Source organism: Vibrio aerogenes (assembly GCF_024346755.1).
In the GTDB taxonomy this organism is placed as follows: domain Bacteria; phylum Pseudomonadota; class Gammaproteobacteria; order Enterobacterales; family Vibrionaceae; genus Vibrio; species Vibrio aerogenes.
On sequence record NZ_AP024861.1, the window covers coordinates 2393650 to 2417849 of the forward strand.

Sequence of the window (24200 nt, forward strand, 5' to 3'; positions counted from 1 at the left end):
GCTTTATACCTGTCCGGCAAGCAGAATTCAAGCTACAAATCATTCGCTTCAACCCAAGACTTCAACGCTTCAAGAAAATCCAGAGCTGTCCGGCCAAACGGTGTCAACGCATAAGAAACCGCAATGGGCCGGTCATTGATCACGGTACGAATCACCAGATTCTGCGCTTCCATCTCTTTCAAACGCTGATCGATCATCTTTTTACTGGCTCCGTCAATCTTGCGGCACAAAGCATTAAAACGCATCGGTCCGTCCTGAAGGTGCCACATAATCGTCCCTTTCCACTTACTGCCCAGCAGCCGCATTCCCCGCTCAATCGAACAGGGTGAAGGACAACCTGAACCGGGATGTCGCTCAGTTTTCATTTGCATATGCTCCATAGAAACAAGGTTACTAAAAGTATACTGGTTGACTTTTGTTCCCTGAGAATACATAAATATCCCCGGACTTTGCAACCCAGACTTTGTAAGTCGGTGTAAAAGACCACATCGAACGAAAAGAAAACGCAAAAAAACAGAGAGAACACGATGACACATGCCATTATTGAAGATTTAACCCAACGCTACACTGCCAAAAAATACAACCCATCGAAAAAAGTTTCCCCCGAAGATCTGGCTGTTCTTCTTGAAGCACTGCGCCTGTCTGCTTCCTCGATCAATTCTCAGCCCTGGAAATTTATCGTGATTGAATCTGACGAAGCAAAACAAAGAATGCATGATTCTTTTGCTGAGAAATTCCAGTTTAATCAGCCTCATATAAAAGCCTGCTCCCACATTATCCTGTTTGCCAATAAAATTTGTTACACCAAACAAGATTATGATGTCGTCATTAATCAAAGTATCGCAGATAACCGGATGTCACCGGAAAACCGGGCGATGGCTGCCGGTGCTTATAGTTTTGTGGAAAGCAGTCAGGATGCGCAGGGAAATCATACGGAGTGGACCCGCGCCCAGACCTATATCGCACTGGGCAATGCGCTGCACACCCTCGCCCGTTTGAAAATTGATTCCACCACCATGGAAGGTATTGACAATAAATTACTGAAAGAGATTTTTGCCCAAGAGCTGGACGGATATGAGTGCCATGTTGCGCTGGCAATTGGTTATCACGATGACAAAGATGATTACAACTTCGGCCAGCCCAAATCACGTCTTGCGAAGGAACAGGTCATCCATGTGATTTAGTTCCGCAATCTGCTGACGGTTTTCCCCGGGCAGGAAAACCGTTTTTCCCCACCAACCTCAATTTCTGCTAAAATCTGCCGTTTTCATCTCATCAGCATCATTCACCAAGCGTGATTTAATGGAGCCCTTTATGGAATGCCGCACCGGCTGTGGTGCCTGCTGTATTGCACCGAGTATTTCATCATTTATTCCCGGCATGCCCGATGGAAAACCTGCTGGTGTACGCTGTATTCAGCTCAATGACAATAATCTGTGCAAGCTGTTCGGCAAACCAGAGCGGCCAAAGGTCTGCCTGAGTTTTCAGCCCTGCCCGGATGTGTGCGGTGCCACCAATCAAAAAGCGATGGAAAATTTAATCACGCTGGAGCAGTTAACCTGAAAAAACTGTTGACCTGAAAGACTGTTGACCTGAAAAACAATTAATCCGAAAAAACATCAGGCCAACAAAAACTACCGCACCGGCGCAGAAGCGTCCACCTCAGTAAGCGATAAATCATCCAGCCACTGCTGTGCTGCGGCCGGGCTGGTCAGGCGGATAAAGTGAAGATGAGCTTACTGCGGATCTGCGATCATCTTTTCATATTTCAGACGGTTTCTCCGGTAGGTTTTCAACGTCCAGAGGATGATGGAGTCTGTGCTGAAGAACGATTTGCGGAAGGTTTCCACATTACCGGTACCCGGCCATAATTCTTCTCCGGACAGGCTGCGCCTGAAAGCGCGCCTGACCGCCTGAAAAAGAGTTCTGGAGAAAGAATAATCCAGCCAAATCACCGTATCCGTCGTGGCCCATTTAATGGGAATGGTCCGGGTGTAATTGCCGTCCAGTACCCAGGACGTTGTTGCTTCCAGCGCCACCTGTAACTTAGCGAACAGCTCGTCATCGTCCGGTTCACCCCAATCAGGTTTCCAGTACAGGGCATCCATCTCCAGACAGGGAGAACCCAGTTTTGCCGCCAGTTGCTGACTAAACGTGGATTTACCACTCCCGCTGGTCCCGACAACATTGACCCGATTCATGCTGACCTCACCGATTCCCGGACTTGTTCAATAAAAAGTGACATATACCCTGCTTCGCAGTTAGGTTCAGAGTTTAAAACGCCCAACGACAGCCGTCAGCCCCTGAGAGGTATCACTGAGTTGCTGACTGACGTTTTGTGTTTCTGTTGCATGACTGTTCAGTTCCCGGACCATCTCCTGAATCGCCACCATATTCCGGCTCACTTCTGCCGCAACATGACTTTGTTCCTGTGCTGAAGTCGCCATCAGAATATTCAGGTCATTAATTTCACTGACTGAGTCTGTCACGATATTGAGCGAATCCATGACCTTATTGGTATTTTCGGCGGTATCTTCACAGCGGTGATGGGTTGATGCCATCTCAGTCACCACACTATCCGCCGTCGCTTTAAGCTTATCCAGCATTTCACTGATTTGCGAAGTACTTTGCTGGGTCCGGCCAGCCAGTGCCCGCACTTCATCGGCAACCACAGCAAAGCCCCGGCCCTGTTCTCCGGCACGGGCAGCTTCGATCGCTGCATTTAATGCCAGCAGGTTTGTCTGCTCTGCAATTTCACCAATCACTTCCAGCACCGACCCAATCTGCTGGGTATCCCGGTTCATGGTATGAATCGTTTCTGACATCGCTGTCACCTGCGTGACCAGCGCATTGACACTGGCCACCGCATTAGTCACGGTCTGTTTGGATTCTTCCGCATACTGGTTGGTTTTTTCCGTCAGTGCCGCCGTATCACCAGCACTCTGCTCAACAGAGCCGGCAGAAGCACTCAGCTCTTCAATTGCGGTAATGGCCTGCTCAGTCTCAATGGTATGTTGTTCCAGCGTCTGAACATTGGATTCCGCCTGCCGGGTGAGCTGATGGACAGCGACATCGATCGCTTTCGAAGAATCAGACACTTCACCAAACATCGACTGCAGCTTTTCAATAAACAGATTGATAGAATGAGAAATCCGGCCAATTTCATCTTTGTTTTCAACGGCCAGCCGCTGAGATAAATCTCCGCTGCCCTGAGAGAGATTATGGACCAGAGACCCGAGACGCAGTAACGGCCGGAAAGCAACATGAAGGAAAAGAATACTCAGCCCAATCACCAGCACAGCACAAATCAGCAATCCCAGTGTAATCTTGTTGTTCAGCACATTGGTGTTTTGCTGAATCTTATCCTGATCGATATATCCGGTCAGCTGCCATGTTTGCCCGGCAAAGCTGACTTCCCCTTGAACCGGCTGTAAATGATGCCCTGATTTATCTGAGAAGATCTCGGTATTGCCAACCTTCAGCTCCGTATAGCTGCCTTCGATTGTATAGGTTTGAATGATATCCGCCAGATAGCTTAAATCGAGTACAAAAAAGTCAACACTATCATCAATATGGCGGACAGAAAACGTCAGCGTGTGTTTTCCGCTCTTTTCAGTCACCGGACTGATGACCAACCCTTGCGGATGATTTTCAGCCTGCTGAATATAAGGCGCTGCATCGGCTTCATCCATAGCGCCATCACCATTAAAAGCATATCCGTTCAATACTTTAACGACTTCAGAAAAACCCGATTTTTCCTGAGCATCGGCAATATCCATCATGCTGAAATTCAGGTTATTGACCAGCGCGACTTTCCCGTTCAGATCCGTGGTCAGCTTTTTTTGCAATAGCTGGACGTTATGTCTGATAGATTGAGAATCAGCCTGAGAGATATACTGGCTGATAAAATAGTTCACACTAAAATATGAAACAAGAATGGTCGTAAAGATGGCTGCGATAATTAACACGACCACCTTTTTCTTAAAGGACAGATTGAACATACACTTTTATATCCCTGAAAGTGAATAATATGTTGCGCTTTAACAACATCCAAAATAAGAACAGAAGGCCAGAATCAGAATAATCCTGCCTTCAGAGAAAATACCACCCGAAACACCCACTGTGATTGACCAGCGATTAAACTATCATGCAGATTAAACGATGATTCAGGGGAAACCCGGCATTTTTTTCGCAGAAAGACCATCGAGATGCCAACCGGCCTGCTCAGCACAGAAGATTTGCGCATCGACCGGCTTTGAAGGTTCTTCGTTTAGACTGCCCGCTGGCACAATCAAACTTTTTCCACTGGAAGAAACATAGGGCAAGGCTGAGCCGCATTCCGTACAAAAAGCCTTAGAAAAATTGCGTTCGGGATGAGAAAAACATTTGATAAACCCGGTACCACTTTCCCAGACAATATTATCCACAGAGGTAAACAGGTTGGAAGCATGGGCCGAGCCTGTCATTTGCCTGCACTGTTGGCAATGACAAAAGAAGAAGTGATTAAATTGATCCTTGACTGAAAAGCTGACTTTTCCGCAGCAACATCCACCGGTCAGTGTTTTTGTCATAAGACCTCCGTGTCTTAAATAATACGAAGAATGATAACCGGATCATATTTTTAGAGCAATACCTCTATAGATTCGCAGCATTGACGATTGCATCTGCCTGTGTGATATCACCCATCACAATTTCGATATTTTTCATCAACAATATGCTCCGGCTTTATCTCCAGACAACCAGAATCACGCCTCTTCAGCTTTTCTGGAGATATAATTATGTGTATTCATGCATTGATTTTATATTATTGTGAGGAATCCTTCTGATTTTGCAACCCGTCCCCCTGATACTTATGAAAAAATGCTTACTGGCAATACTGATATTTATCTTCTGTCCGGTTGCAGTGATTGCAGCACAATTATGTCATCAAACTTATGGGATCGAATCTTTTGACAATGCGCAGCAAGGTGTCACGCTCCGTAGTGAAAACCGCCAGACTTACGCCACCTTCAGCTTTCAGAATAAACAGGATCAACTGCTGCAATTCAGGTTTCCGGTTTGCGTTGCCCCGCGGCTGATTGTGACGACCCGCCGATCCGCGAATCTGAATCGTTCTGCCCTCCATTCTGCCATTCCGGAAATCACGGCAATTGAATCCCTGCTTGTCACGCCGGAGATACACATCTGGCTGATTCGCTTCCGCGGCACCGTCGCCCGCCAGCAGCGGCTGGCTGTCAAGATGCAGCACCTGAACCACGAGCCTGGCGTGATTGCCGTTCAGCCGGATATACTCATTGAAGCCCACCCCACGTTCGGACAAACTCAGGGAGATCAAAACCGCAGAATTGAACAGATCTTCCCGTCATTGCCGGCAATCTGGCAACAAACGACAGGCAAAGGCATCAGAATCGCCGTGATTGACGATGGTTTTGAGTTACAACACAGGGACTTAGCGGGCGTTCACACAAAGCGCATAACACCGGAGAACCGGTTATCTGCACCAGAGACAAATTTCTACGGAACCTTCCACGGAACCAGAGTCGCCGGGCTCATTTTCGCCCGGCATAATCAGCTGGATATCCATGGGATTGCCCCGGACAGTACTTTCATTCCGATCCCAATCCGCGGCAGCTATACCTCATCATTGATTCGTCTGTTCAGTCAGGCTGAGCAACAACAAGCAGATATTATCAATGTCAGCTGGTATCTGCCCTGGCTGATGGCACCGCTGAAAGACACCATTCACTTTATCGCTCACCACGGCAGGCAAGGGAAAGGCACAGCAATTGTCGTGGCATCCGGTAACCATGCGTATCCGGACACGGCGCCTTATTCACTGGCAGGCATGCGTGATGTGCTCACGGTAGCTGCTGTCGATATTATCCGGCACAAACCAACCCGAGCTCAGGGCCGTTATATTGATCTCGCCGCACCAGCCGGAATGATGAGCTTAATCAGCGGAAATCCAAATCACCGCACCAGCCACAGGTTTTCCGGGTCATCAGCTGCAACCCCGGTCATTAGCGGTATCAGTGCATTAATATTGTCCCGCTGCCCACAACTGACCAGAAAACAGCTGTTTGATCTGCTGCTTCACAGTACAGACACACCTGCTCCCCGGTTACAACCATTTTTGGGAGCGGGAATGATTCATGCCAGTAAAGTGTGGCAGCAGTTACAGCAAATCCACTGCCCGTCAGCGAAAACCCCGGATTCACCAGCTCAGGAGCAACCGATAAGCGATGATCGATAAAAACACAGCCGAAAAAAACAGGAGCCCGGCCGAGAGTCAGCAAGCTTCAGAATCCCAAGCACCTGAAGGCCCCGATCGGGCGCCTGACTTTGGTTGCCAGGCCACTGAATCATTTGGCCGGATACTGGGTGAGCTGAATCTGACCCTGATGCTCACCTCCTATCAGGCCAACCGGCTGATTCTGGTCCGCTCCTCCGGCGACGACTTGCATCTCAGCGTGAAAGCCTTTCCCCGGCCAATGGGGCTCGCCGTGAGTCAAGACCGGATGGTGATGGGCATTCACTCTCAGATCATTGATTTCCGCCGCTTTGATGGCGTCAGTAAAGCGCTGGAACCACAAGGTCTGGTCAAGCACTGCTTTACACCCCGCAGTTCACATTTCACCGGCATGGTGAATGTTCATGATATCGCCTGGGGCAATGACGGCTTGTGGGCGGTCAATTCAAACTTTTCCTGCCTGATGCAGTTTCAGGGCAGCGCGAGTTTCGTTCCCCGCTGGAAACCGGCATTTATTTCAGAGCTGGTACCGGAAGACCGCTGCCACCTGAACGGCATGGCGATGAAGGATGGTCAGCCCGGCTATGTCACCTGTTTTAATGACAGTGATGAAACAAAACAATGGCGGTTTCATGTCAAAAACCGGGGGCTGCTGATCGACGTTCAGCAAAACAAAATTCTGGCCGATGATCTGTATATGCCGCACAGCCCGCGATTTTATCGCGGTCAGCTTTATTTCTGCAATTCCGCCCGCGGCCAATTGTGCCGTTATGACTTTGAAACCCAGACCGTCAAAACCGAACTGGAACTGCCCGGATTTACCCGCGGCATGGCATTTTATGGCGATCTGCTGTTTATCGGCCTGAGCGAGCCGAGAACATCAAAGAATAACAATCCGCCGCCAGTTGCGGAAAAAGAGGTGGAATGTGGCGTTTGCATTGTTGATATCCGGCAGATGGAAATTCTCGGCAGTCTGACTTTTACCGGCGATATGACCCAGATTTATGATGTGGCGCTGGCAGCGCTGCCTTTTGCCGAAGTCCTGCAACCGGATGAGTCACTGGTGTCACAGATTTTTGAGTTTCCGCCATTAAAAGCTCAGGGGTGATGAATGCATCATCAGTCGCACCCATGATTCTGAATCATGTTATGAATTCATGGTGCGACACAGATCGGTGAACAGATGAACGCCGGTCACCGGCGCCGTCGTATTCCCAGCAATCCAAGCACAAAGATCATAAGACCACTGACACTGCCACTGCTGCCGGACGATGAAGTCGCGGAATCAGACGGCGTCGCGGAACCAACGGATGTTTTGATCACATTCACGGTCACCACTGCAGCGGCTGTGCCGCCGTTATTATCCGTCACACTATAGTGAACCGTATCAGTGCCATAGAAATCGGTCGCAGGTGTGTACAGCAGTCTATTTTCTGTCACCGCAACCAGCCCCAAATCCGCACTGGCACTGGCGATGGAGAGCGTATCACTATCTGCATCCGTGTCATTACTGAGCACATCAATGGTCACTGAACCATTCATTTCAACGCTGACGGTGTCATCTGCTACTTCCGGCATCCGGTTTTCTGAGCGGGTGGCCACACCGCCGGGATCTTCAATCGCACTGTTTGCTTCACCGTCATGATCATTCGGACCGCCATCTTCAATTGTCAGCTGAACGCACCAGTGCCCTTCGGTCAGCCCTTCGCTCCAGACACTGTCCCCCGGAGGCGGGCAATACCCTTCTTCTCCGGCAGCTGAGTAAACATGATTATGACCATCTTCAATATAATCCGTCCAGCCGTGTGCTGCTGAATATTTCCGGTAAACAGCATCAGACGGTACCGGCTGACGCTGAGGCAATACAATCTGGAAAGACTGACCGGATTTGGGCAAACCATAAGCAATAAAGTCGAAGATACCGCCGACATTCTGTGCCTGTGGATCATCGGCCAGCTCATTGGTCATTAAACGGGTTCCGCCGGTTTCGTTCTCCGCCAGCGTCACACCTTTGCGCAGACAAACGCCGTCCTCCCCTTCAATCAGATAATGTTCAGAGACCAATGCATGTTCCTGAATCACGTTACACTCACTAATGGCGTCCAGATAATCAGGAATTCCGTCATTATCACTGTCTTTGTAACCCTCTTCACTGTCCGGAATCTGATCACCATCGCTGTCATCAGTCCCCAGTGCCGCCAGTTCAGCGACCACTTCAATATAGATATCCGATGACGTAGTCACCGTGCCGTCACTCACTTCAAGCACCAGATGATAAATACCAGGGCTTAGAGCCGCCGGTGAGAAAGAGAAAACATCGTCACTGTCACTGAGATTGACAATATGACTGTCATGATTGATCCATTCATACGTATGCGAATCCCCGGCGTTGGCATCTGTGACAGTTGCTGTCACCGTCACCGTATCTGTGCTGCTTTCAACCACTGTGCGCGATTCGCCATTCTGAGTGACAGCAATACGGACCTCTGGTGCCACATTGGTCTCATGAATACTCAGTGTATAACTGGATTTACTGCCCAGATTCAGACTGCTGTCAAGGGTGATGATCAGGGTTTCAGTCCCTTCAGGTTCCTCATCCGCCACAATATTGAATGCAATATGACCCTCAGTACCACTGCTGATAATGACATGACCATTCACCAGATCATGATCAGAGCTGTCAGCAGAACCACTGACAGTGTACGGAATGACAAGCGGATAGAAAGGCGCCTCACCGTTCAGGTAAACACCCACGCTGTGTGCTGTCCCTTCTGTGGAATCTTCATCCTTACCAATCGTCACCAGGGGATGCACAATCACCCGCTGGCTGGCCTTCCCTTGATGACCATTATCTTCCGCCTGCCAGTAAACTGTATGCAAACCCGGTTTGAAGAAGGTGGTCGTCAGATCGGTCAGTGTGACCGGCAGTGTCTCTCCATTGATGCTTTTAGCGGTAGCAACACCCGGATTAATCCGGGTAAACAGTCCGGTCGCATTCACTTCAACATCCGCGGGCGGTGTGACTATCGGTGCCAGCGCATCACTACTGACAATCACAACAGTCACAGAAGCACTGTCTGTCCCGCCGTTGCCGTCACTGATGCCATACTTCAGGGTGAATGTGCCGGTCGTCTCCGTGGTCAATACGACGGTATTGCCCTGAATGACTGCACGACCACTGCCCGGGGTCACCCAGACAATCTGCAATGCGTCATCATCGGCATCGGTATCATTAGCCAGTACATCCAGCGTGTAAGTCCCGGCAGCATTCGCTGTAAACGTCAGGCTGGTATCATCGTTCGCCACCGGCACATCATTCACCGGGTTCACCGTGACATTCACGGTCCGGTCTGAGGTGTAGCCGTTGCCATCACCTAACGTCAGCACAAAATGATCACTGCCACTGTAATCCGCTGCGGGTGTATAGGTGATAGTCGTACCACTGACACCAAGACTGCCATGCTGTGGTGCTGTTTTCACAAATGCAGTCACGGTATCCCCATCCGCATCGGTATAGCTGAAACTGACAGTGCCACTGCTGTCTTCATCGGTGATTAATGCTGAGCTTAACGTGATGACTGGCGCATTGTTAACTGGTGCCGTTGTGCCGCCGGAATTACTGCCGGAATTACTGCCGGAGCTGCTACCAGAATTATTTCCGGAGTTATGACTGGCTGCATTCACAGTCACAGTGATCGTTTTATCTGAGCTGTAGCCGTTGCCGTCACTGAAAGTCAGCTCAAAACTGTCACTGCCGCTATAACCGGTCGCCGGTGTGTAAGTTATTGTCGTCCCGCTGATACTGATACTGCCGTGAGACGGTGCGGTTTTCTGCACCGCGGTGACGGTGTCACCATCGGCATCTGTATAACTGAAGGTCAGGGTCTGACTGCTGTTTTCATCGGTCACCAGCGCTGAACTCATCGTAATCACCGGATCGGTATTGTTGGTGACAAACGTAATCCCGGTGTCGCTTCCAGTATCTGCCACCGTATCAACCGTCAGATTGTTTCCGGCACTGTCAGACAGTGTCATCTGCACTTCATAGCCATTGCCGGTATTGGCATCGGTGTCGATTTGCAGCGTGGTGCCGGCATTAAAGCTGACATCACTGGTGCTTAATCCGGTGATGCCGGTTAACAGAATCCGGTCATCCGCGCTCAGATCTGCGATCGTATCCCCATTCAGATCGGTCACACTGCCGGTGAAGGTATCCCCGCCGGCACCACCGGTCACCGTGTCGGTTCCGGCACCCGGGCTGAGGGTATCATCCCCGTCCCCGCCATCGATGGTATCCCCGCCCGCACTGCCGGTCACACTCTGGCTGCCCGTTGAGCCAGTCACCACAAAACCGTCACTGCCGGTATCGCCTGCGATCAGCGTTTTACCTGCAGCAAGTGCGGCGGACAGTGTGATGGTGTCTGCACTGGCCTGAGCCAAAGTCGCCAGTGTTTCAAGTGCAGACAGGTTACTGCCGCTCAGCGTACCGTCGCCGGAGAAAGTCACGGTTTCACTGCCCGGTGCGGTCATCGTACCGCTGAAGCCATTCAGCTGCGCTGGCGTCATGGACACGCCCGCCCCGGAAGCAAGCGTCAGATTCTCTGCACTGTTGATCGTTGCCCCGGAGATATCACCGCTATTGTCCATCGTGATGGTATCAGCAACCGTGCTGTCACCGGTCAGGGTGCCGGTATAAGTCAGCGTACCGACATCAAAGGTAACCGCATCCGTCACGGCGGTTGCAGTCACTGAAGTTGCTGCACTGCCCAGCGTGATGGTCCGGCTGTCTGACGAGGAATCACCAACGATGTAACTTTCAATATTGTTCAGTGTGGTGAAGCTTCCGTCACCGGTCACATTCACGGTTTCATTCCCCGCTGCCGTCACCGTGCCATTAAAGACGGCCTGTTGACTGGCACTCATGGTGATACTTGCGCCATTCGCCAGCATCAGATTTTCAATCCCGCTCAGAGTTGCACCCGATAAATCGCCACCATCATCCACGGAAACACTATCATTGACCGTCCCTTCGCCGGTCAACGAACCGGTATAGGTCAGTGAACCCAGCTCAAACGTCACCGCATCAGATCCGGAAGTTGCCGAAACACTGGTTGTGGCATCGCCGAGGGTAATCGTGCGGGTATCGGTGGAATCATCGCCGACGAAATAGCTTTCAACCCCGGGGAGCGTGGTGAAATCGCCGTCACCGGTCACTGTAATCTGCTCTGCACCGGCGGCTGTAATCGTGCCGCTGAACTGTGCCAGCTGAGCCGCTGACATAGTCACAGATGCACCGGAAGCCAGTGTCAGGTTTTCAAAGTGGCTAATCGTTGCACTGGCGATATTTGCGCCATCAGCCAGTACCAGGGTATCGGTACCGTCCCCCCCGTTGAACGTGCCGGAATAGGCCGCCGCCCCGAGAGTCAGGGTATCATTGCCCGAAGAACCGGTAACATTCTGTGACAGCGACGCGCCGGAAGTACCCAGCGTGATCGTGTTCGCGCTGCCCAGGGTGTAGTTTTCAACCTCACCGTCACCGGTAAAGCCATCGGTGGCATCGGCAATCGTCACGGCATTCGTCCCGTTCGCCGTGATATTGAAGCTGTCATGCTGCGCTTCGGTCATCGTTACGGACGCGCCGCTGGCAATCGTCAGGTCAGACATATGATTCAGGGTCGCCCCGGTGATATCCGCACCGTTATCCAGTGCCAGCATATCACTGACCGTCGCTTCGCCGGTCAGGGTGCCGGTATACGTCAGCGCACCGATACTGAAAGTCACGGCATCTGTGGCTGATGTGGCGGACACATCCGTTGCAGCACCGCCAAGGGTGATGGTGCGGGTATTGGTGGTGTCATCACCGACGACATAGGTTTCAATCCCGTCCAGCGTGGTGAAATCATCATCACCGCTCACAGTCATTTGTTGTGTGCCCGTGGCACTTGTGCTGCTGAATATGCCCAGCTGACTCGCCAGCATCTCCACACTGGCACCGTCAGGCAGTGTCAGCACAGAAAAGTTACTGAGGGTCGCGCCGGTCACATCTGCGCCGTTGGCAAGCACCAGCGTATTGGTTCCGCTGCCGCCATCGAGCGTGCCGGTATAACTACCGCTGCTAAGGTTCACGGTATCATCACCGCTGCTGCCGGTGATATTTTGCCCGACCGCGCCCAGCGTCACGGCGTTCGCAGCGCCCAGCACATAAGTCTCAATCGTCGCATTAGCGGAAAAGCCATCGGTTGCGGCGGAGATGGTGATCTGCCCGGTGCCAGCACCATTAATGAAGGAGAATGCATCATGCTGCGCTTCGGTCATGGTGACAGAAGCCCCGGAGTCCAGCGTCAGGGTTTCAAATCCGGACACCGTCGCGCCGGAAAGATTGCTGCCGGTGCCCATCTCCAGCACATCGGTGCCGGTGCCGCCATTCAGGGTGCCGGTGACGGTCAGCCCATCAATATCAACGGTATCCGCCGCTGAATCCGCACCGGTGACATTTTGCGCGGCAGTGCCAAGGGTAAAGGTTCCACTATAACTGGCACCCAGCTGATAGGTTTCAATAGTCGCATCGCCGGTCACATCATCGCTGCCGGAAGTCAACGCGATGGTTTGCGTCGCATTATCGGTAAAGCTTGTGAAGCCGTTGTGCTGTGCAGATGTCATTGTCACCGTAGTACTGGCTGGGACATTCAGCGTATCAAAATTACTCAGTGTCCAGCCACTGATATCCGCACCGTCAATTGTCACCAGCGTATCCGTCCCGGACACACCATTCGCCGTACCGCTGGTATGGCTGGTGCTGCCAATGGTCAGGGTTTCGTCACCGCTGCTGAACATAATGCCAGGAGAAAGCCCGGTGCCGGTGGTGGTATTAAATCCGTCAGCGGCGGTCGTCGCTGCGGTGACATCCGTGACACTCACCGTCGAGGTCCGGGTTGTGCTGTCGTCTGTCCCGTCATTGATCACCACCGTCACCGAACGCGCTGTGCTGTCCGGCGTGGAAGAGGTGTTGTTATAGGTGATGGTACGCAAAAAGGTTTGTACCTCGGCGGCACTGGCCGTGGCGCTGGTGATGGAAATCGTATCCTGCAAAGTAATCTCTGACGAACCGGAAATGCCGCTCAGCGCATCCTGAGCCGCTGCCGTCACATTCAGCCCTTCATCAGCGCCATCCTGATCGTTGGTCAGAGATACGGTAATGGTGGTGATGGTATCGCCGTCAGCATCGGTGACTGTCGCCGCAGGCGCAATCGTCACAGCCCCTCCGCCTTCAGAGAACGAAGCGGTATTATCCGTTCCGCCCGTGGCGCCGTTTAAATCGACTTCCGGGGCGTTGTTCGGCGTAGTGGTGGTGATATCAAGCCTGGTGGGTGAAGTCTGCACAATCGGGGGGCTTTCATCGTCCTGTGCCACGACATAAATATCATAGGCGGTGCCGGACGATAAGCCCGTCAGAGAAATGGTGCCGGAGAAACTGCCACTACTGAGTGTCACGCTGTTATCGGCGTCGGCACCACTGCCGGCGGCGTTCTGACCGGCAATCACCTGCGCGGAAGACGGTGTGCTATCCCCGTCAGCGACTGCCACCGCATAAACCGTACCTGCCTCATCAATATCGACGCTAATCTCCACAGATGTATCACCAACACTGTTTTGTGAGGGGGTGCTGTTTTCGAAAACGGGTGGGGTTGTGTCGGATGAGGCATCAACACAAGAGCCACCAACCCATTGACACGCGGTTACACTGTTACAGGTATTTGAGGCGGTATATGACCCGCAGCTACCCACAGCAAGCTCAACGCCATCCAGCGGACGGTTCACATTCATTTTACCCGGCATGGTGGCAGAGCTGCCCTGCCAGTCGTGGATGTCACCATGAATGCTGTTCTGACTCCGGCTTTTGGTCAACAGGCGTTGACTGTGCTGTATTTTCCGCAAGATATCCTTGCTTTTTGACTCCGCTGTCGTCACAGGCGCAGAAGCAGAAGCAATCGTCGCAGGTTGACCGTCCTGAGCCAGTGAGAAATCAGCAAAGCCGTCAGCAGGTGTTTCCGCTTGCTCTGACTGAATCGCGTAATAAGACGTCCCCTGCCTGACGGTACTTGCTCTGCGGCTTCGCGAGCCACTGTGACTGATAAACGCCCCGGCAGGCGCAGCCGCACCCAGTGCCGCAACTGTGGGAAGAACGATCGATTGAACAATTTTTTTTGTACCGGACAAAGAAGTAGTGATGTGGTGACTGCGTTCTTTTCCGGAACCCGCTGTTTTGCCCGGCATAGCACTGTCAGACATAGCACTGCCGGACACATGTTTTTCAGACACACAGGATTCAGATCGGGGCTTCATGATAATACACAACTCCACTGACATTCATCTTATGCATATGAGATTAGGCACGCATGCTAAATTTAGCTTACATTTGTATCCAAATATCAGTCATAAATATGAGTCAGATAACACTATCCCTGAGTTGTGCACATAATATACATCAAAATGTATTTCACCCTTGACTTGTCTCAGTCCAACATTGGTGAAACAAACCATCAGATCTGTTTCACCATAAGAAAGTAACCTGGTTCATTAATTCCGTGGTGGATAAATCCCATCCAGACAGATGCAGAAATTAATCGCCGTATAGGGCTGCCGGATCAATATTGCATCGGGTGATGCCGGGCCGGTAACGCCTAACATTTCACCTGCCATCTCTGTCTGACCACCTCCGGGAGGCGTGTCATAATAAGCAGCCACAGGCCCTCTGGTTGACACCAGATAAGTGGTTTCATTCGCATCTTCGCTGGTTGCTGCAACCGTGGCTTTCCCGGCATATATCGTATGATTATGAGCAGGCAGATTCCCCTGATCCAGCGTCACACTGGGTAAGCCGCCATAGTCTCCCGGATCCCGGGGCGTCAGCCCTATTCCGGTACCAGCATGAACCGGGGAGCGGCCTTTCAGGTTAGGAACAGCAAAATTTGTTCTTCCGTTTCCGCCATAAATTGTCCCGATTAAAGCATAAAGGGCGGTATTTTGCCCAATGTCCAGCAGCTGACCGGAACAATATGCCCAGTGCAACGGAGAGAACGTATAAGGAAAAAGTTTGATTTGACCATAAAATGAGTTCATAGCAATATCTCCTGATTATGAACGGGCCGGATAAATCCCATCAATCGCGATCATAAAATTCGTTGCCAGGAACGGTGCCATCAACGAAACCGCTATATTGCTTCCGGCCGTCCCTACCGTTTCCGCATACATTTCTTTGACCATAGAAGTCTGACTGGCATATTGCTTTCCCTGCCCGATATACGTATTTTCCGAAGTATTGGCATCCGGGGATGCTCTTGAAACATTCAGCGTATGGTTATGCGGCGGCATATGATGATTTTGCAGCGTCATCGCTTCCTTGCCTGCCATCATTCCCTGATGCCAGGGAATGGATGTCCCGGGACTGGTTTCGGGAGAAACCATCACCCGTCCGCGTAAATCAGGCAGGGCAAACGATGTTCTGCCATCACCGCCATACATAGAGCCAAGTAATGAAGCAAGTGCCTGGTTTTGATTGATACCGAGCAACTGACCATCACAGAAGGCGTAATGTCGTATGACGAAGTTTCCGGCAAATGTAATAATTTCACCTAAATAAGGACTGGACATAATCTTCTCCTTTACGAACGGGACGGATACTCCCCATCGATAGCAATGATGAACTGCACCACAGCCGTTGGCTGAACGACACTGAATGAAGTACCAGACCCGGCAGCACCGACGGATTGACTGATCAGACTGACTGTATTGTGCACTGCACTCTGTGCAGATGAATAAAAGTCACTGGTGGGCGGATTTGGCTGAGCAAACTGATTGCTCTCTGTAGGACGTACCGGAAATTTATCCGTGGCCATTTCTGTTGTGGCATAAACCGGATGCGTATGCGCCGGCATCTGCGTCAGACCCATTGTATTGCTCTCGATACCTCCCGCTTGCCCCTGCCGGTAAATATCCGGCAGTCCCGGCATCACAGGGGTTCGCCCACGTAAATCCGGTATACCAAAAGTGCTTCGCCCATCACCATTAAACTGAATGCCGAGCAGCGAATACAAAGCGACATTATCCGTTATCTGCAGTAATTGTCCGGCGCATTTCACCCACTTCACCGGCGCGAAATTAAATCCGACCTGCCTGATTTCACCTAGAAATTGATCTGACATGTTTTCCTCCATCACTCATTGTGAGGTTTTCACCCATATAGGTTCAATTGCACTTTTTTATGCATCCGCCTTGCGGGAGATACAGATCTGATATTTATCGATTGCATGGGCCGACATGTAATATGTCTCAGCACCGAACTTGTCATGCTTCAATAAATAATGATTATCAGGACAGTGTTCATCTTCATCACCGGACAATTCAACATTGAATGCATCAAACGCTTCACCATGAACATGTCCTCTGGATACATTTGTAATCTTTAATTCCGTCAGCTTCTCCCCTGTTTCCGGGTCAAAAACTTCAACCGACTCCCCTACCATTGCTTCTAACACTTCATAAACAAACTTCGTCATCTGAGATCTCCTTTTATGCTATCTCTGCTCATCTGTTTGTCCCTGTCAGGGCTTATATTCCTGAAAAAGCGCGCATCCCCTGCGGATACCAGCGCATCTCTTCATAAGGCGGACGAGCGGCCTCCACGACAAATCCAAGACTGAGATACAGCTGTTTAGCCCCCCAGTTGCCCTGTAAAACATTCAGGCTCACCGGCAATCCGGATTGCGCTGCTGCCATCTGGAAAGACTGAATAATGGCTTTGCCAAACCCATGACCACGCGCCTGTGGCAGAAATGCGATATCCAGCAGGTGCGCTTCGTTATGGCCAAAATCTATCGCTGCCCGGCCAATCGGCTCATGGTGTTTTTCAATAATGAAATACATCGCATCCGGAAACTGACTGCCGTAGCCTTCGGTCTGAGCACGAAACTGCATCTCAACGATTGATTCAATAAATTCTTTTTCGCCATCGATCAGCTGCAAATCCTGCCGGGCGGCATGATGTAATTTTTCAAGAAAAGGTTTATCCGTCTCCCGTGACGGGCGGATATGCAGCCCTTCTGGTATGTTTAATCTTTGCATATAAATATCCAACCGGTTTAATTCATCTGATTGAGTATTAAGTCAGGTTGATTATCTTGCACGATTCATGAATGCATCTTGTGAATGTGGCAACATAAAATACGTCTTACTGTGTCTGAACAAAGCTGCGCTTGCGGAACGGCTTGGCAACAGAGCAATTCAGCTTCAATTCTGAACAGATTTTTGAGATAAAACGCGGCTGAAATGATGGAACGGCAGGTGTTTTTTACGGAATGCGTTCAACACCAATGTGGAGTAAACACGCCCGGAGTATCTGTTCAGGGGCGTGTGACGGGATATCAGTTACATGTCGGAAGTTCTGGCTACATTTCTGTATTTCTCGAGGATTTCATCACCGGTCAAACCATCGATCACGGCCAGGTGCTCAGCGAAAAGCTGCGCTCTGTGAGCATCGTCAACCGCAGTCATAATCTGTTTTAACCCCGCTGTTCCACCCATAGAAAAATACATCACGGCGCGACTGAACTCCTCCTTTTGGTTCTCTGGCAGTGCTTTGGCTATTTTTCGGGACGATGTTTTCATTGTTGATTCATTGCTGGCATCAAACGTTACCGGCTCAAAACAACCAGCAAGCATGTAACAACCCAGCAAAACAACCAGAAACTTCTTCATGAGACTTCCTTTTTCTGTTGATCCTCATGCCAGCAAAAAGTTATTGATGCTGATGAGTATGAGCGTTCAGACCATTCTAAGTAATTTTCTGATCTGGATATATCTGGTTCCGCAAACCGCTCAAGCCATCCATGGGCGCTTTAACAAGGGCATCCATGCCCTTGTATGTTTGCTCCACCAGACACATCCAGATGATCTGTTTATTTCTCAGATTGGTATCAGACCTTCTCTGAATCTGATTAAATCATTTAAAACGCCGTACAAAATATTGCAACTCTGACTCAGTTTCAACCCCCGGACAGGATTTATTCATTTTTGGGGTCGTTCAGATATCGTCATCTCTTTGCCTTCCTGCTTTCTTTTTCTTGTTTACCTTGAACGGTCTCTTTTGGCACTACGCTGAATTCTGCATTCTGAAATATCAATTTAATGAATCCTGTTAAAAATAATCAGGTTAGATTATTAATCCTGACAATAACAACCGCGCAGAACAAATCAAATATAATTAAATAAAACAGACATCTTGAACTCATCCTGAATTTAAATTAATTTACCGGATTAAGAATTAAAAAATAATACTTTATCAATGTATTATGATAATCCGACTGCATATTAAATGTTCATACTATAGATAATAAAAATCGCTCTTGTCAGAATAAAAACAAACATAATTAAACACATTTTTATGCCAGGTATCTGTATGAATTTAATAAATTTAATCCGTTGAGCAACATAAGCAATCAAAAACTGAATGATGAAAAACCATACAGCAAGAGCCAGAGGTTTATTCGCCTCTGTTGTATACGCAAACCAATGTTGTATATATAAACAAACTGACCCTGTTCATATCTGTAATTAATGATAGTTATATAACAAATAGCAGATAAATTTCAGAACCAACATTAAAAAATAAAAATAAACACATCCAAAAATAAAATCAGATATATCAGAACAGATAAGGATATAATATGTCGAAAGAGAGTAAATCCCGAATCAGTGCAGCCCAAAAGGAAGTATATCTGGCTATTCAACATTCAGGAATCAATCGCAATTATCATTTATGCGAAACTCAGGAAATCAAAGGAAAATTAGATATCAACCTGCTGCGGCTTGCTCTGCACATGGTATTCACTGAAACTGAAGCACTCAGAGTCAGCTTCAGACAAGCACCAGACTCAGATTTTCCGGAACAATGTATTCAAAATGAACCACCGGGCAGAGAGCGGTTTAAATTGATTGATTTATCCGGCCAGCCGGAGGCAAAACGCACCTGTCAGAACATCATACAAGACCTCACCGGACAGGACCTGAATCCGGAAACAGGGCCACTGGTCCGGTTTCTTCTTATCTGTATCGCACCGGAACACTACATCTTTGTTGAACTGGTCAGCCATTTAGTGATTGACCGCTCTGCAAATGGCATGATCTTGCAACGAATGACCACTATCTATAATGCCTTATACAACGGTCAGCCGGTCAGACTGGCAAATTACCCCACACTGGAAACGGTTGCCGAGGCTGAAACCGCGTATCTCAACAGCCCAACCCTGACAAAAGACCGTCGGTACTGGCATGACTACTGTGCGAATCTGCCTGATCCGGTTCAGCTGGTCCCCGGTGAAGCCCCTCTGTCAGAGCTGATCAGATTGCGGCGGGTCATCAGCGGTGATTTGGTGGACCGGCTCAGAGCTATCGCAGCCGCGCATCAACTCAACATATCCGGACTGTTGATTGCTGTTTGTGCCGCTTATATTCACCGGATGACCGGGGAGTCAGAGCTGGTTTTCGGCATACCGGTTGAGGCCCGGCAACTGAAAGGGCTGCGTGATGTCCCTGCTATGGTCGCCAATATCCTGCCGCTGCATATGACACTCGATCAGAAAAGTACGGTACTTTCCATCGCATCCGGTGTACAGCGTCAGCTCAGCCGTCACCTGCTGCACCAGACTTACCGGTATGAACAAATCGTACAGGATCTGCAGGAAGAGCGTGGCAACAAACCTTTATTTCAAATTCTGCTGAATATTGTCAGTGGCGGGCAAACTCTCAGCTTTAGCGAAACCCAGACCCTGATCAGGAATCAGGCAAGCGGTCCGGCCAATCATCTGGGCATCGACATTTTTGACCGCAACAGTGACGGCAGTCTGGAATTCGGCTTCAACGCCAATGCGGCACTATTTACTGAAAAATCTCTGACACTGCATTTCCAGCGTTTTCTGACTTTTCTAACCCGCTTTGCCGGACAACCAGCGCAACCGGTTCCTGCACTTGATGTGTTTCTTGAGCAGGAAGAAGAACAGATTTATCCTCACCCGGCCCCGATTGCAAAACTTCCCCTGTTTCAGGACAGCTTTCAACAATGTGTGACACGCTATGCCGGACAAACAGCGATCATCTGCGGCGAACAGCATATTTCTTACCAGATGCTTGATGACTATACAGACCGGCTGATTGGTTTTCTGCTGAGTAAAAATATCGATCAGTATCAGTCTGTCGCGGTACTGACATCCAGAAGTATTGAAAGCATGATTGCGATGACCGCCCTGTTCAGACTCGGGGTCGGTTATGTGCCGGTGGATCCGGAACTGCCGCCCGGACGGATTGAATACATATTGCAGGATACCGCACCGGCGCTGTTCCTGATCACAGACCAAAGTTATTCTTCCAGCCTGCTGGCCGAAAAACAGTGTTACCTGTCCGTTGCCCTGCTGGCCCACTTTGCCCCCGCCCCAAAGCCTCTCCCGGTAGTCGACCCATTTTCACTGGCCTATCTCATTTATACATCAGGTCCGGCCGGTCAGCCGAAAGGGGTAGAGGTAACACACCGCAATCTGGTTGCGATTGCCCACACCATCATTTCAGCAGCTGAAATCAGGCCGGGCCAACGGATACTCCGGCTTATCGCCCCCGGTGTTGACATGTCTGTGCTGGAATTGATGATAGTGTTGCTCAGCGGTGCAATACTGGTGATAACGGATAAACTTTCGACACCGGGCAAGCCACTGGCACGACAACTTTGCCAGCAGCCGGTCGACCTGCTGCTCATGACTCCCGGACAGCTTGCCTGCCACCAGACAGAAGATTTTCGTCCCGGAACCACCATCATGCTGGGCGGAGAAGCCTGCACAGCCACGTTGCTGGCCCGCTTCTCTCATTGCCGGCTGCTGAATGTCTACGGACCCGCGGAAAACTCATTTGCGACATCAGTCAATGCCAAATATCACCCCGGAGACTTATCGCTTGGCCAACCTGCTGCCAATACCCGGTTATATGTCGTCGATCAACACCAGCAACTGCTGCCGCCCGGTTCATGGGGAGAGCTGATGATTGGCGGATCAGGCGTAGCCAGAGGTTACCGGAATCTTCCCGGATTGACGGCGCAATATTTTATACCGGATCTGTTTAATGAGAATGAAACCATGTACCGCGTCGGCGACCGGGTTTATTTCTCTGAAGACCGCAAAATTTATTATCAGGGCCGCAAAGATCATCCGATCAAAGACCATCATGTCAAAATCCGCGGGCGACGCTCCGAACCGGATGAAATCAGGCATGGGATGCCGGGTTTTGCCGGCGTTGAAGACGCCGTGATGATGGAGCAACATCTGCAATTCACGTGCGGGTCTGCAGATTGAATATGAAGTGGATGGGATGGTCAGGGTGCGATGTGTCGTTACCCTCCATGCATTTGTGTCTCTTGCGCCTGCGATGAGCCACCTGAATCACATCGACCCAAATGACCTGAAGATGCATGATCCAGGTCGTTCGGGTATAAATCATCCATCATCATCGTAGCCGACTGTATTTCAGAGAACCAGGCCCGCATCCGTGAACCACGCACATGTAACACCAAATGTCCGGATTGTTTTGCAAAAAACCGACATTGCCGGTCAGAGTCATCTGGCTCGGGGATCTCACTCACTTCCACTTGTTCAGACCGGCAAAGCAGATGATTATATTGCCCGTGCCAGGCAGAAATCAGTCTCGATTCAAAGACATCGACATTCTCACACCAGGCGGCAGCCAGCGCTTTTAATTTTTCATACTGCCTGTGGCAATCATCTTCTGTTTCTGACAACCGCTTATATTCACGTGCGGCATACTGCTGTACGTCATGGCAAATTTCATCCAGACAGGCCACAGTGACACTGTCCGGCGTGTCTTTGATTTCCGTCAACCGCACACGCAGCATATCGGCCATGACTTCCGGTTCCGTATCCCGCCACAAGCCAGGCAAATGATCTTTGATGACACAACGCCGACCCGCAAGTTTTCCCAGTTGCCCTTTCATTTTCCGGTAGTTGCCTGAAAAAATATAGGGGAGCCCTAATGAGAAAAAGAACAGTCCGGATAAGACAAACAGCAGGGTGTCTTGCTGGCGCATGTCGAGATCCACAACGCGAATAACAACAAAGGTCATCAGAACCAGAGCAGCCAAAATCAGACATGAGCTGTAGAAGACCTTTTTCTCAGCCTTTTCTGCCTCGGCTTTCAATACTTTTTCTTCAGTCAGAATGGCTTCTCTCTCAGTGACGAGCGGGTTGCTCTCTTCCACCAGCCGGGTGATTTCTTCCTGTTCAAAGTCAAGCTTTCTGCGACGTTCCTGCAGTTCTCTCACATCATGCTGCACATGTTCATAGCGCGCCTGAATCTGACCGGCAACCTGATGCAATATCCGGTAGTTTTGACGATTAAGCTGTGCAATTTCCATCACACACTGCAAGATATACTGCATCTTATCTATCCTGACCGGTTTGTTTCTGAAACCATAAAAGTTTTCTGCTGCCCAGAAATAATGCTGACTGGTCACGTCATACGCCACACTGTAAAAGGATTCCCACTGCTGCAAAATACGCTGTTCTGCCTGAAGAAAATAACCATCATATTCCGCCTCAAGCCGGGGCCGGGCCGACAAAAAATGTGTCAGCTTTTTGTGTAATAACCCGCTCAGACATGTCGCGGCCTGATCCAGCCACCGGCTCTCCTGAGCAGATGTCATCTGCTGTAAACACAGTGCGGCTCTGAATTCATCAATCTCATCCGTATGAAATGCGCCTGAAGCGATATCAAAACATTCGCCAGCCTGTACCAGATGCCCGAGCTTTGTGGACGCACGGCCAAGATGGGTATAACAGAAAGAAAAAAGCAAAGTCTCTGCCGGCTGAAGCATCGACAAGGCCCGCCGGGATAACCTCTCTCCCTGACTGAACTGACGTTCATCCGTGCCATAGAGGATATAAAGCCTGCCCAGCCAGAAGCAGACAAAAAAATCCGATCCAAATTCCTCATGGACTTTTTGCAGGTTCAGGATAGCAGCGTCCGGGTGACCATAAGACAGACTTTCGCAAGCCCAGCGTTTTCGCTGTGCCATCTCACCGGCCAGCAGACTGGCAGACTGATCCGGTGCCCCCGTCTGATAGATTCTTTCCAGCTGGGCAGAGATTTCAGGCAAAAAGTTCCCGCAAAGACGGGCAGAAAAGCCGGGGATATTGAGAAAATCACGACTCAGGAAATCAGTACCCGGTACATCACTGTCATTTCCTCCCAGCACCCCGAGCACTTCAAGTTCCATCACCTGTGTGATCGCTCTGGCAATCACTTCAGAATCAGCGCTGGCAATCGTTTCGACTTTCGCTGACCGGGGCAGTTTTTTGCATTGTTCAGCGATCGCTTCCGGCAACGCAGTCTGTCGGCAAACATCGCCGGCACAAAAGGCGATGATATCGACGTCACAATCAAGCGCCGCTTCAATTTCGGCATCGAGCGCTGCGGCATCGCTCTCATCATCACTTTGTCCCAGCAGACAAATCATATACCGGCTGTGTCTGATCGTTTGCAGATGATTGTCGAATGAGGCGTTTCGGTACTCTTCTGCCCGAAGCATATGAAACGGATGATAACCACACTGCTGCAGGACAGAAGATTCTCCCAACCGGGATTTTATCTGTTCAATGCATCGATGACCTCCGGCAGAAGCAACGGAGATGAAGAGATGGTTCATTGTATGATCCTGTCATGCGTTGGTACAAAGGGTGAGAATGCAACGTTCACAATAAGAATAATACAAACCATCACATACCACTTAAATTCATATGTTTCTGTGATGTGGCGGGAAAAACAAGCTGGAACAGAGAAAAATACAGACAGGAAACATCGTTACCCGCCAGGGTAACGATGTTGAAAACAAAGATAAGAA

The 24200-nt window shown here is 50.0% G+C and carries 16 protein-coding genes and 1 pseudogene; 5 read left to right on the top strand and 12 right to left on the bottom strand.

Translation table 11 applies throughout. The features are described from left to right. Positions 1 to 32: 32 nt before the first annotated feature. The gene (locus tag OCV29_RS10625; protein WP_245796968.1) at positions 33 to 371 is read right to left on the bottom strand and encodes a winged helix-turn-helix transcriptional regulator; all 339 of its coding nucleotides are present in this window, start codon (positions 369 to 371) and stop codon (positions 33 to 35) included. A gap of 156 nt (positions 372 to 527) precedes the next feature. On the opposite strand from OCV29_RS10625, the gene OCV29_RS10630 reads away from it, so the two are divergent. Both OCV29_RS10630 and OCV29_RS10635 read left to right on the top strand, forming a co-directional pair. After that, on the top strand, positions 528 to 1184 hold the full coding sequence (locus OCV29_RS10630) for an NAD(P)H-dependent oxidoreductase (protein ID WP_073605504.1): 657 nt from the start codon (positions 528 to 530) through the stop codon (positions 1182 to 1184). A gap of 130 nt (positions 1185 to 1314) precedes the next feature. After that, positions 1315 to 1563, top strand: coding sequence for a YkgJ family cysteine cluster protein (locus OCV29_RS10635; RefSeq protein WP_073605505.1), 249 nt, complete (start codon positions 1315 to 1317; stop codon positions 1561 to 1563). 71 nt (positions 1564 to 1634) lie between these two features. Here OCV29_RS10635 and OCV29_RS10640 read toward each other — a convergent pair. From OCV29_RS10640 to OCV29_RS10650, 3 genes and pseudogenes are all read right to left on the bottom strand, one after another. Next, positions 1635 to 2201, bottom strand: a pseudogene (locus OCV29_RS10640) (adenylate kinase). A 66-nt stretch (positions 2202 to 2267) separates the two neighbouring features. Beyond that, positions 2268 to 4001, bottom strand: coding sequence for a methyl-accepting chemotaxis protein (locus OCV29_RS10645; RefSeq protein ID WP_073605506.1), 1734 nt, complete (start codon positions 3999 to 4001; stop codon positions 2268 to 2270). A 165-nt stretch (positions 4002 to 4166) separates the two neighbouring features. Further along, positions 4167 to 4571, bottom strand: a complete 405-nt coding sequence (locus OCV29_RS10650) for a GFA family protein (protein WP_073605507.1) — start codon at positions 4569 to 4571, stop codon at positions 4167 to 4169. Between the two features lie 281 nt (positions 4572 to 4852). On the opposite strand from OCV29_RS10650, the gene OCV29_RS10655 reads away from it, so the two are divergent. Both OCV29_RS10655 and OCV29_RS10660 read left to right on the top strand, forming a co-directional pair. Then, positions 4853 to 6253, top strand: a complete 1401-nt coding sequence (locus OCV29_RS10655) for a S8 family peptidase (protein WP_073605508.1) — start codon at positions 4853 to 4855, stop codon at positions 6251 to 6253. Next, positions 6243 to 7358, top strand: a complete 1116-nt coding sequence (locus OCV29_RS10660) for a TIGR03032 family protein (RefSeq protein ID WP_084193480.1) — start codon at positions 6243 to 6245, stop codon at positions 7356 to 7358. The genes OCV29_RS10655 and OCV29_RS10660 overlap by 11 nt, the downstream gene beginning before the upstream one ends. Before the next feature lie 86 nt (positions 7359 to 7444). On the opposite strand, the gene OCV29_RS10665 is transcribed toward OCV29_RS10660, so the two are convergent. The 7 genes from OCV29_RS10665 to OCV29_RS10695 all read right to left on the bottom strand — a co-directional run bounded on the left by OCV29_RS10665 (position 7445) and on the right by OCV29_RS10695 (position 18004). Next, a complete protein-coding gene (locus OCV29_RS10665; RefSeq protein WP_261887319.1) occupies positions 7445 to 14593 on the bottom strand; it encodes an Ig-like domain-containing protein in 7149 nt (2382 codons plus the stop codon). A 234-nt stretch (positions 14594 to 14827) separates the two neighbouring features. Next, on the bottom strand, positions 14828 to 15370 hold the full coding sequence (locus OCV29_RS10670; protein ID WP_073605510.1) for a phage tail protein: 543 nt from the start codon (positions 15368 to 15370) through the stop codon (positions 14828 to 14830). A 15-nt stretch (positions 15371 to 15385) separates the two neighbouring features. Next, on the bottom strand, positions 15386 to 15901 hold the full coding sequence (locus OCV29_RS10675; protein ID WP_073605511.1) for a phage tail protein: 516 nt from the start codon (positions 15899 to 15901) through the stop codon (positions 15386 to 15388). Between the two features lie 11 nt (positions 15902 to 15912). Further along, positions 15913 to 16452: a phage tail protein gene (locus OCV29_RS10680; protein WP_073605512.1), complete on the bottom strand. Its 540-nt coding sequence runs from the start codon at positions 16450 to 16452 to the stop codon at positions 15913 to 15915. Between the two features lie 57 nt (positions 16453 to 16509). After that, positions 16510 to 16806 carry a DUF6916 family protein gene (locus OCV29_RS10685; protein ID WP_073605513.1) on the bottom strand — a complete coding sequence of 99 codons (297 nt, stop codon included), beginning with the start codon at positions 16804 to 16806 and terminating at the stop codon, positions 16510 to 16512. A gap of 52 nt (positions 16807 to 16858) precedes the next feature. Beyond that, entirely contained in the window at positions 16859 to 17371 is a 513-nt protein-coding gene (locus OCV29_RS10690) for a GNAT family N-acetyltransferase (protein WP_073605514.1), read from the bottom strand. Positions 17372 to 17674: 303 nt separating this feature from the next. After that, a complete protein-coding gene (locus OCV29_RS10695; RefSeq protein ID WP_073605515.1) occupies positions 17675 to 18004 on the bottom strand; it encodes a DUF6694 family lipoprotein in 330 nt (109 codons plus the stop codon). A gap of 968 nt (positions 18005 to 18972) precedes the next feature. On the opposite strand from OCV29_RS10695, the gene OCV29_RS10700 reads away from it, so the two are divergent. Next, entirely contained in the window at positions 18973 to 21639 is a 2667-nt protein-coding gene (locus OCV29_RS10700; RefSeq protein WP_073605517.1) for an AMP-binding protein, read from the top strand. 38 nt (positions 21640 to 21677) lie between these two features. Here OCV29_RS10700 and OCV29_RS10705 read toward each other — a convergent pair whose 3' ends face one another. After that, a complete protein-coding gene (locus tag OCV29_RS10705) occupies positions 21678 to 24005 on the bottom strand; it encodes a hypothetical protein (RefSeq protein WP_073605518.1) in 2328 nt (775 codons plus the stop codon). Positions 24006 to 24200 lie beyond the last annotated feature (195 nt).

Bases quoted from the DNA above. Each gene is read 5' to 3' on its own strand.
- OCV29_RS10625 (WP_245796968.1), bottom strand. From the start codon at position 371: ATGCAAATGAAAACTGAGCGACATCCCGGTTCAGGTTGTCCTTCACCC.
- OCV29_RS10695 (WP_073605515.1), bottom strand. From the start codon at position 18,004: ATGAAGAAGTTTCTGGTTGTTTTGCTGGGTTGTTACATGCTTGCTGGT.
- OCV29_RS10635 (WP_073605505.1), top strand. From the start codon at position 1,315: ATGGAATGCCGCACCGGCTGTGGTGCCTGCTGTATTGCACCGAGTATT.
- OCV29_RS10665 (WP_261887319.1), bottom strand. From the start codon at position 14,593: ATGAAGCCCCGATCTGAATCCTGTGTGTCTGAAAAACATGTGTCCGGC.
- OCV29_RS10630 (WP_073605504.1), top strand. From the start codon at position 528: ATGACACATGCCATTATTGAAGATTTAACCCAACGCTACACTGCCAAA.
- OCV29_RS10675 (WP_073605511.1), bottom strand. From the start codon at position 15,901: ATGTCCAGTCCTTATTTAGGTGAAATTATTACATTTGCCGGAAACTTC.
- OCV29_RS10645 (WP_073605506.1), bottom strand. From the start codon at position 4,001: ATGTTCAATCTGTCCTTTAAGAAAAAGGTGGTCGTGTTAATTATCGCA.
- OCV29_RS10680 (WP_073605512.1), bottom strand. From the start codon at position 16,452: ATGTCAGATCAATTTCTAGGTGAAATCAGGCAGGTCGGATTTAATTTC.
- OCV29_RS10700 (WP_073605517.1), top strand. From the start codon at position 18,973: ATGTCGAAAGAGAGTAAATCCCGAATCAGTGCAGCCCAAAAGGAAGTA.
- OCV29_RS10690 (WP_073605514.1), bottom strand. From the start codon at position 17,371: ATGCAAAGATTAAACATACCAGAAGGGCTGCATATCCGCCCGTCACGG.
- OCV29_RS10655 (WP_073605508.1), top strand. From the start codon at position 4,853: ATGAAAAAATGCTTACTGGCAATACTGATATTTATCTTCTGTCCGGTT.
- OCV29_RS10660 (WP_084193480.1), top strand. From the start codon at position 6,243: ATGATCGATAAAAACACAGCCGAAAAAAACAGGAGCCCGGCCGAGAGT.
- OCV29_RS10705 (WP_073605518.1), bottom strand. From the start codon at position 24,005: ATGAACCATCTCTTCATCTCCGTTGCTTCTGCCGGAGGTCATCGATGC.
- OCV29_RS10670 (WP_073605510.1), bottom strand. From the start codon at position 15,370: ATGAACTCATTTTATGGTCAAATCAAACTTTTTCCTTATACGTTCTCT.
- OCV29_RS10685 (WP_073605513.1), bottom strand. From the start codon at position 16,806: ATGACGAAGTTTGTTTATGAAGTGTTAGAAGCAATGGTAGGGGAGTCG.
- OCV29_RS10650 (WP_073605507.1), bottom strand. From the start codon at position 4,571: ATGACAAAAACACTGACCGGTGGATGTTGCTGCGGAAAAGTCAGCTTT.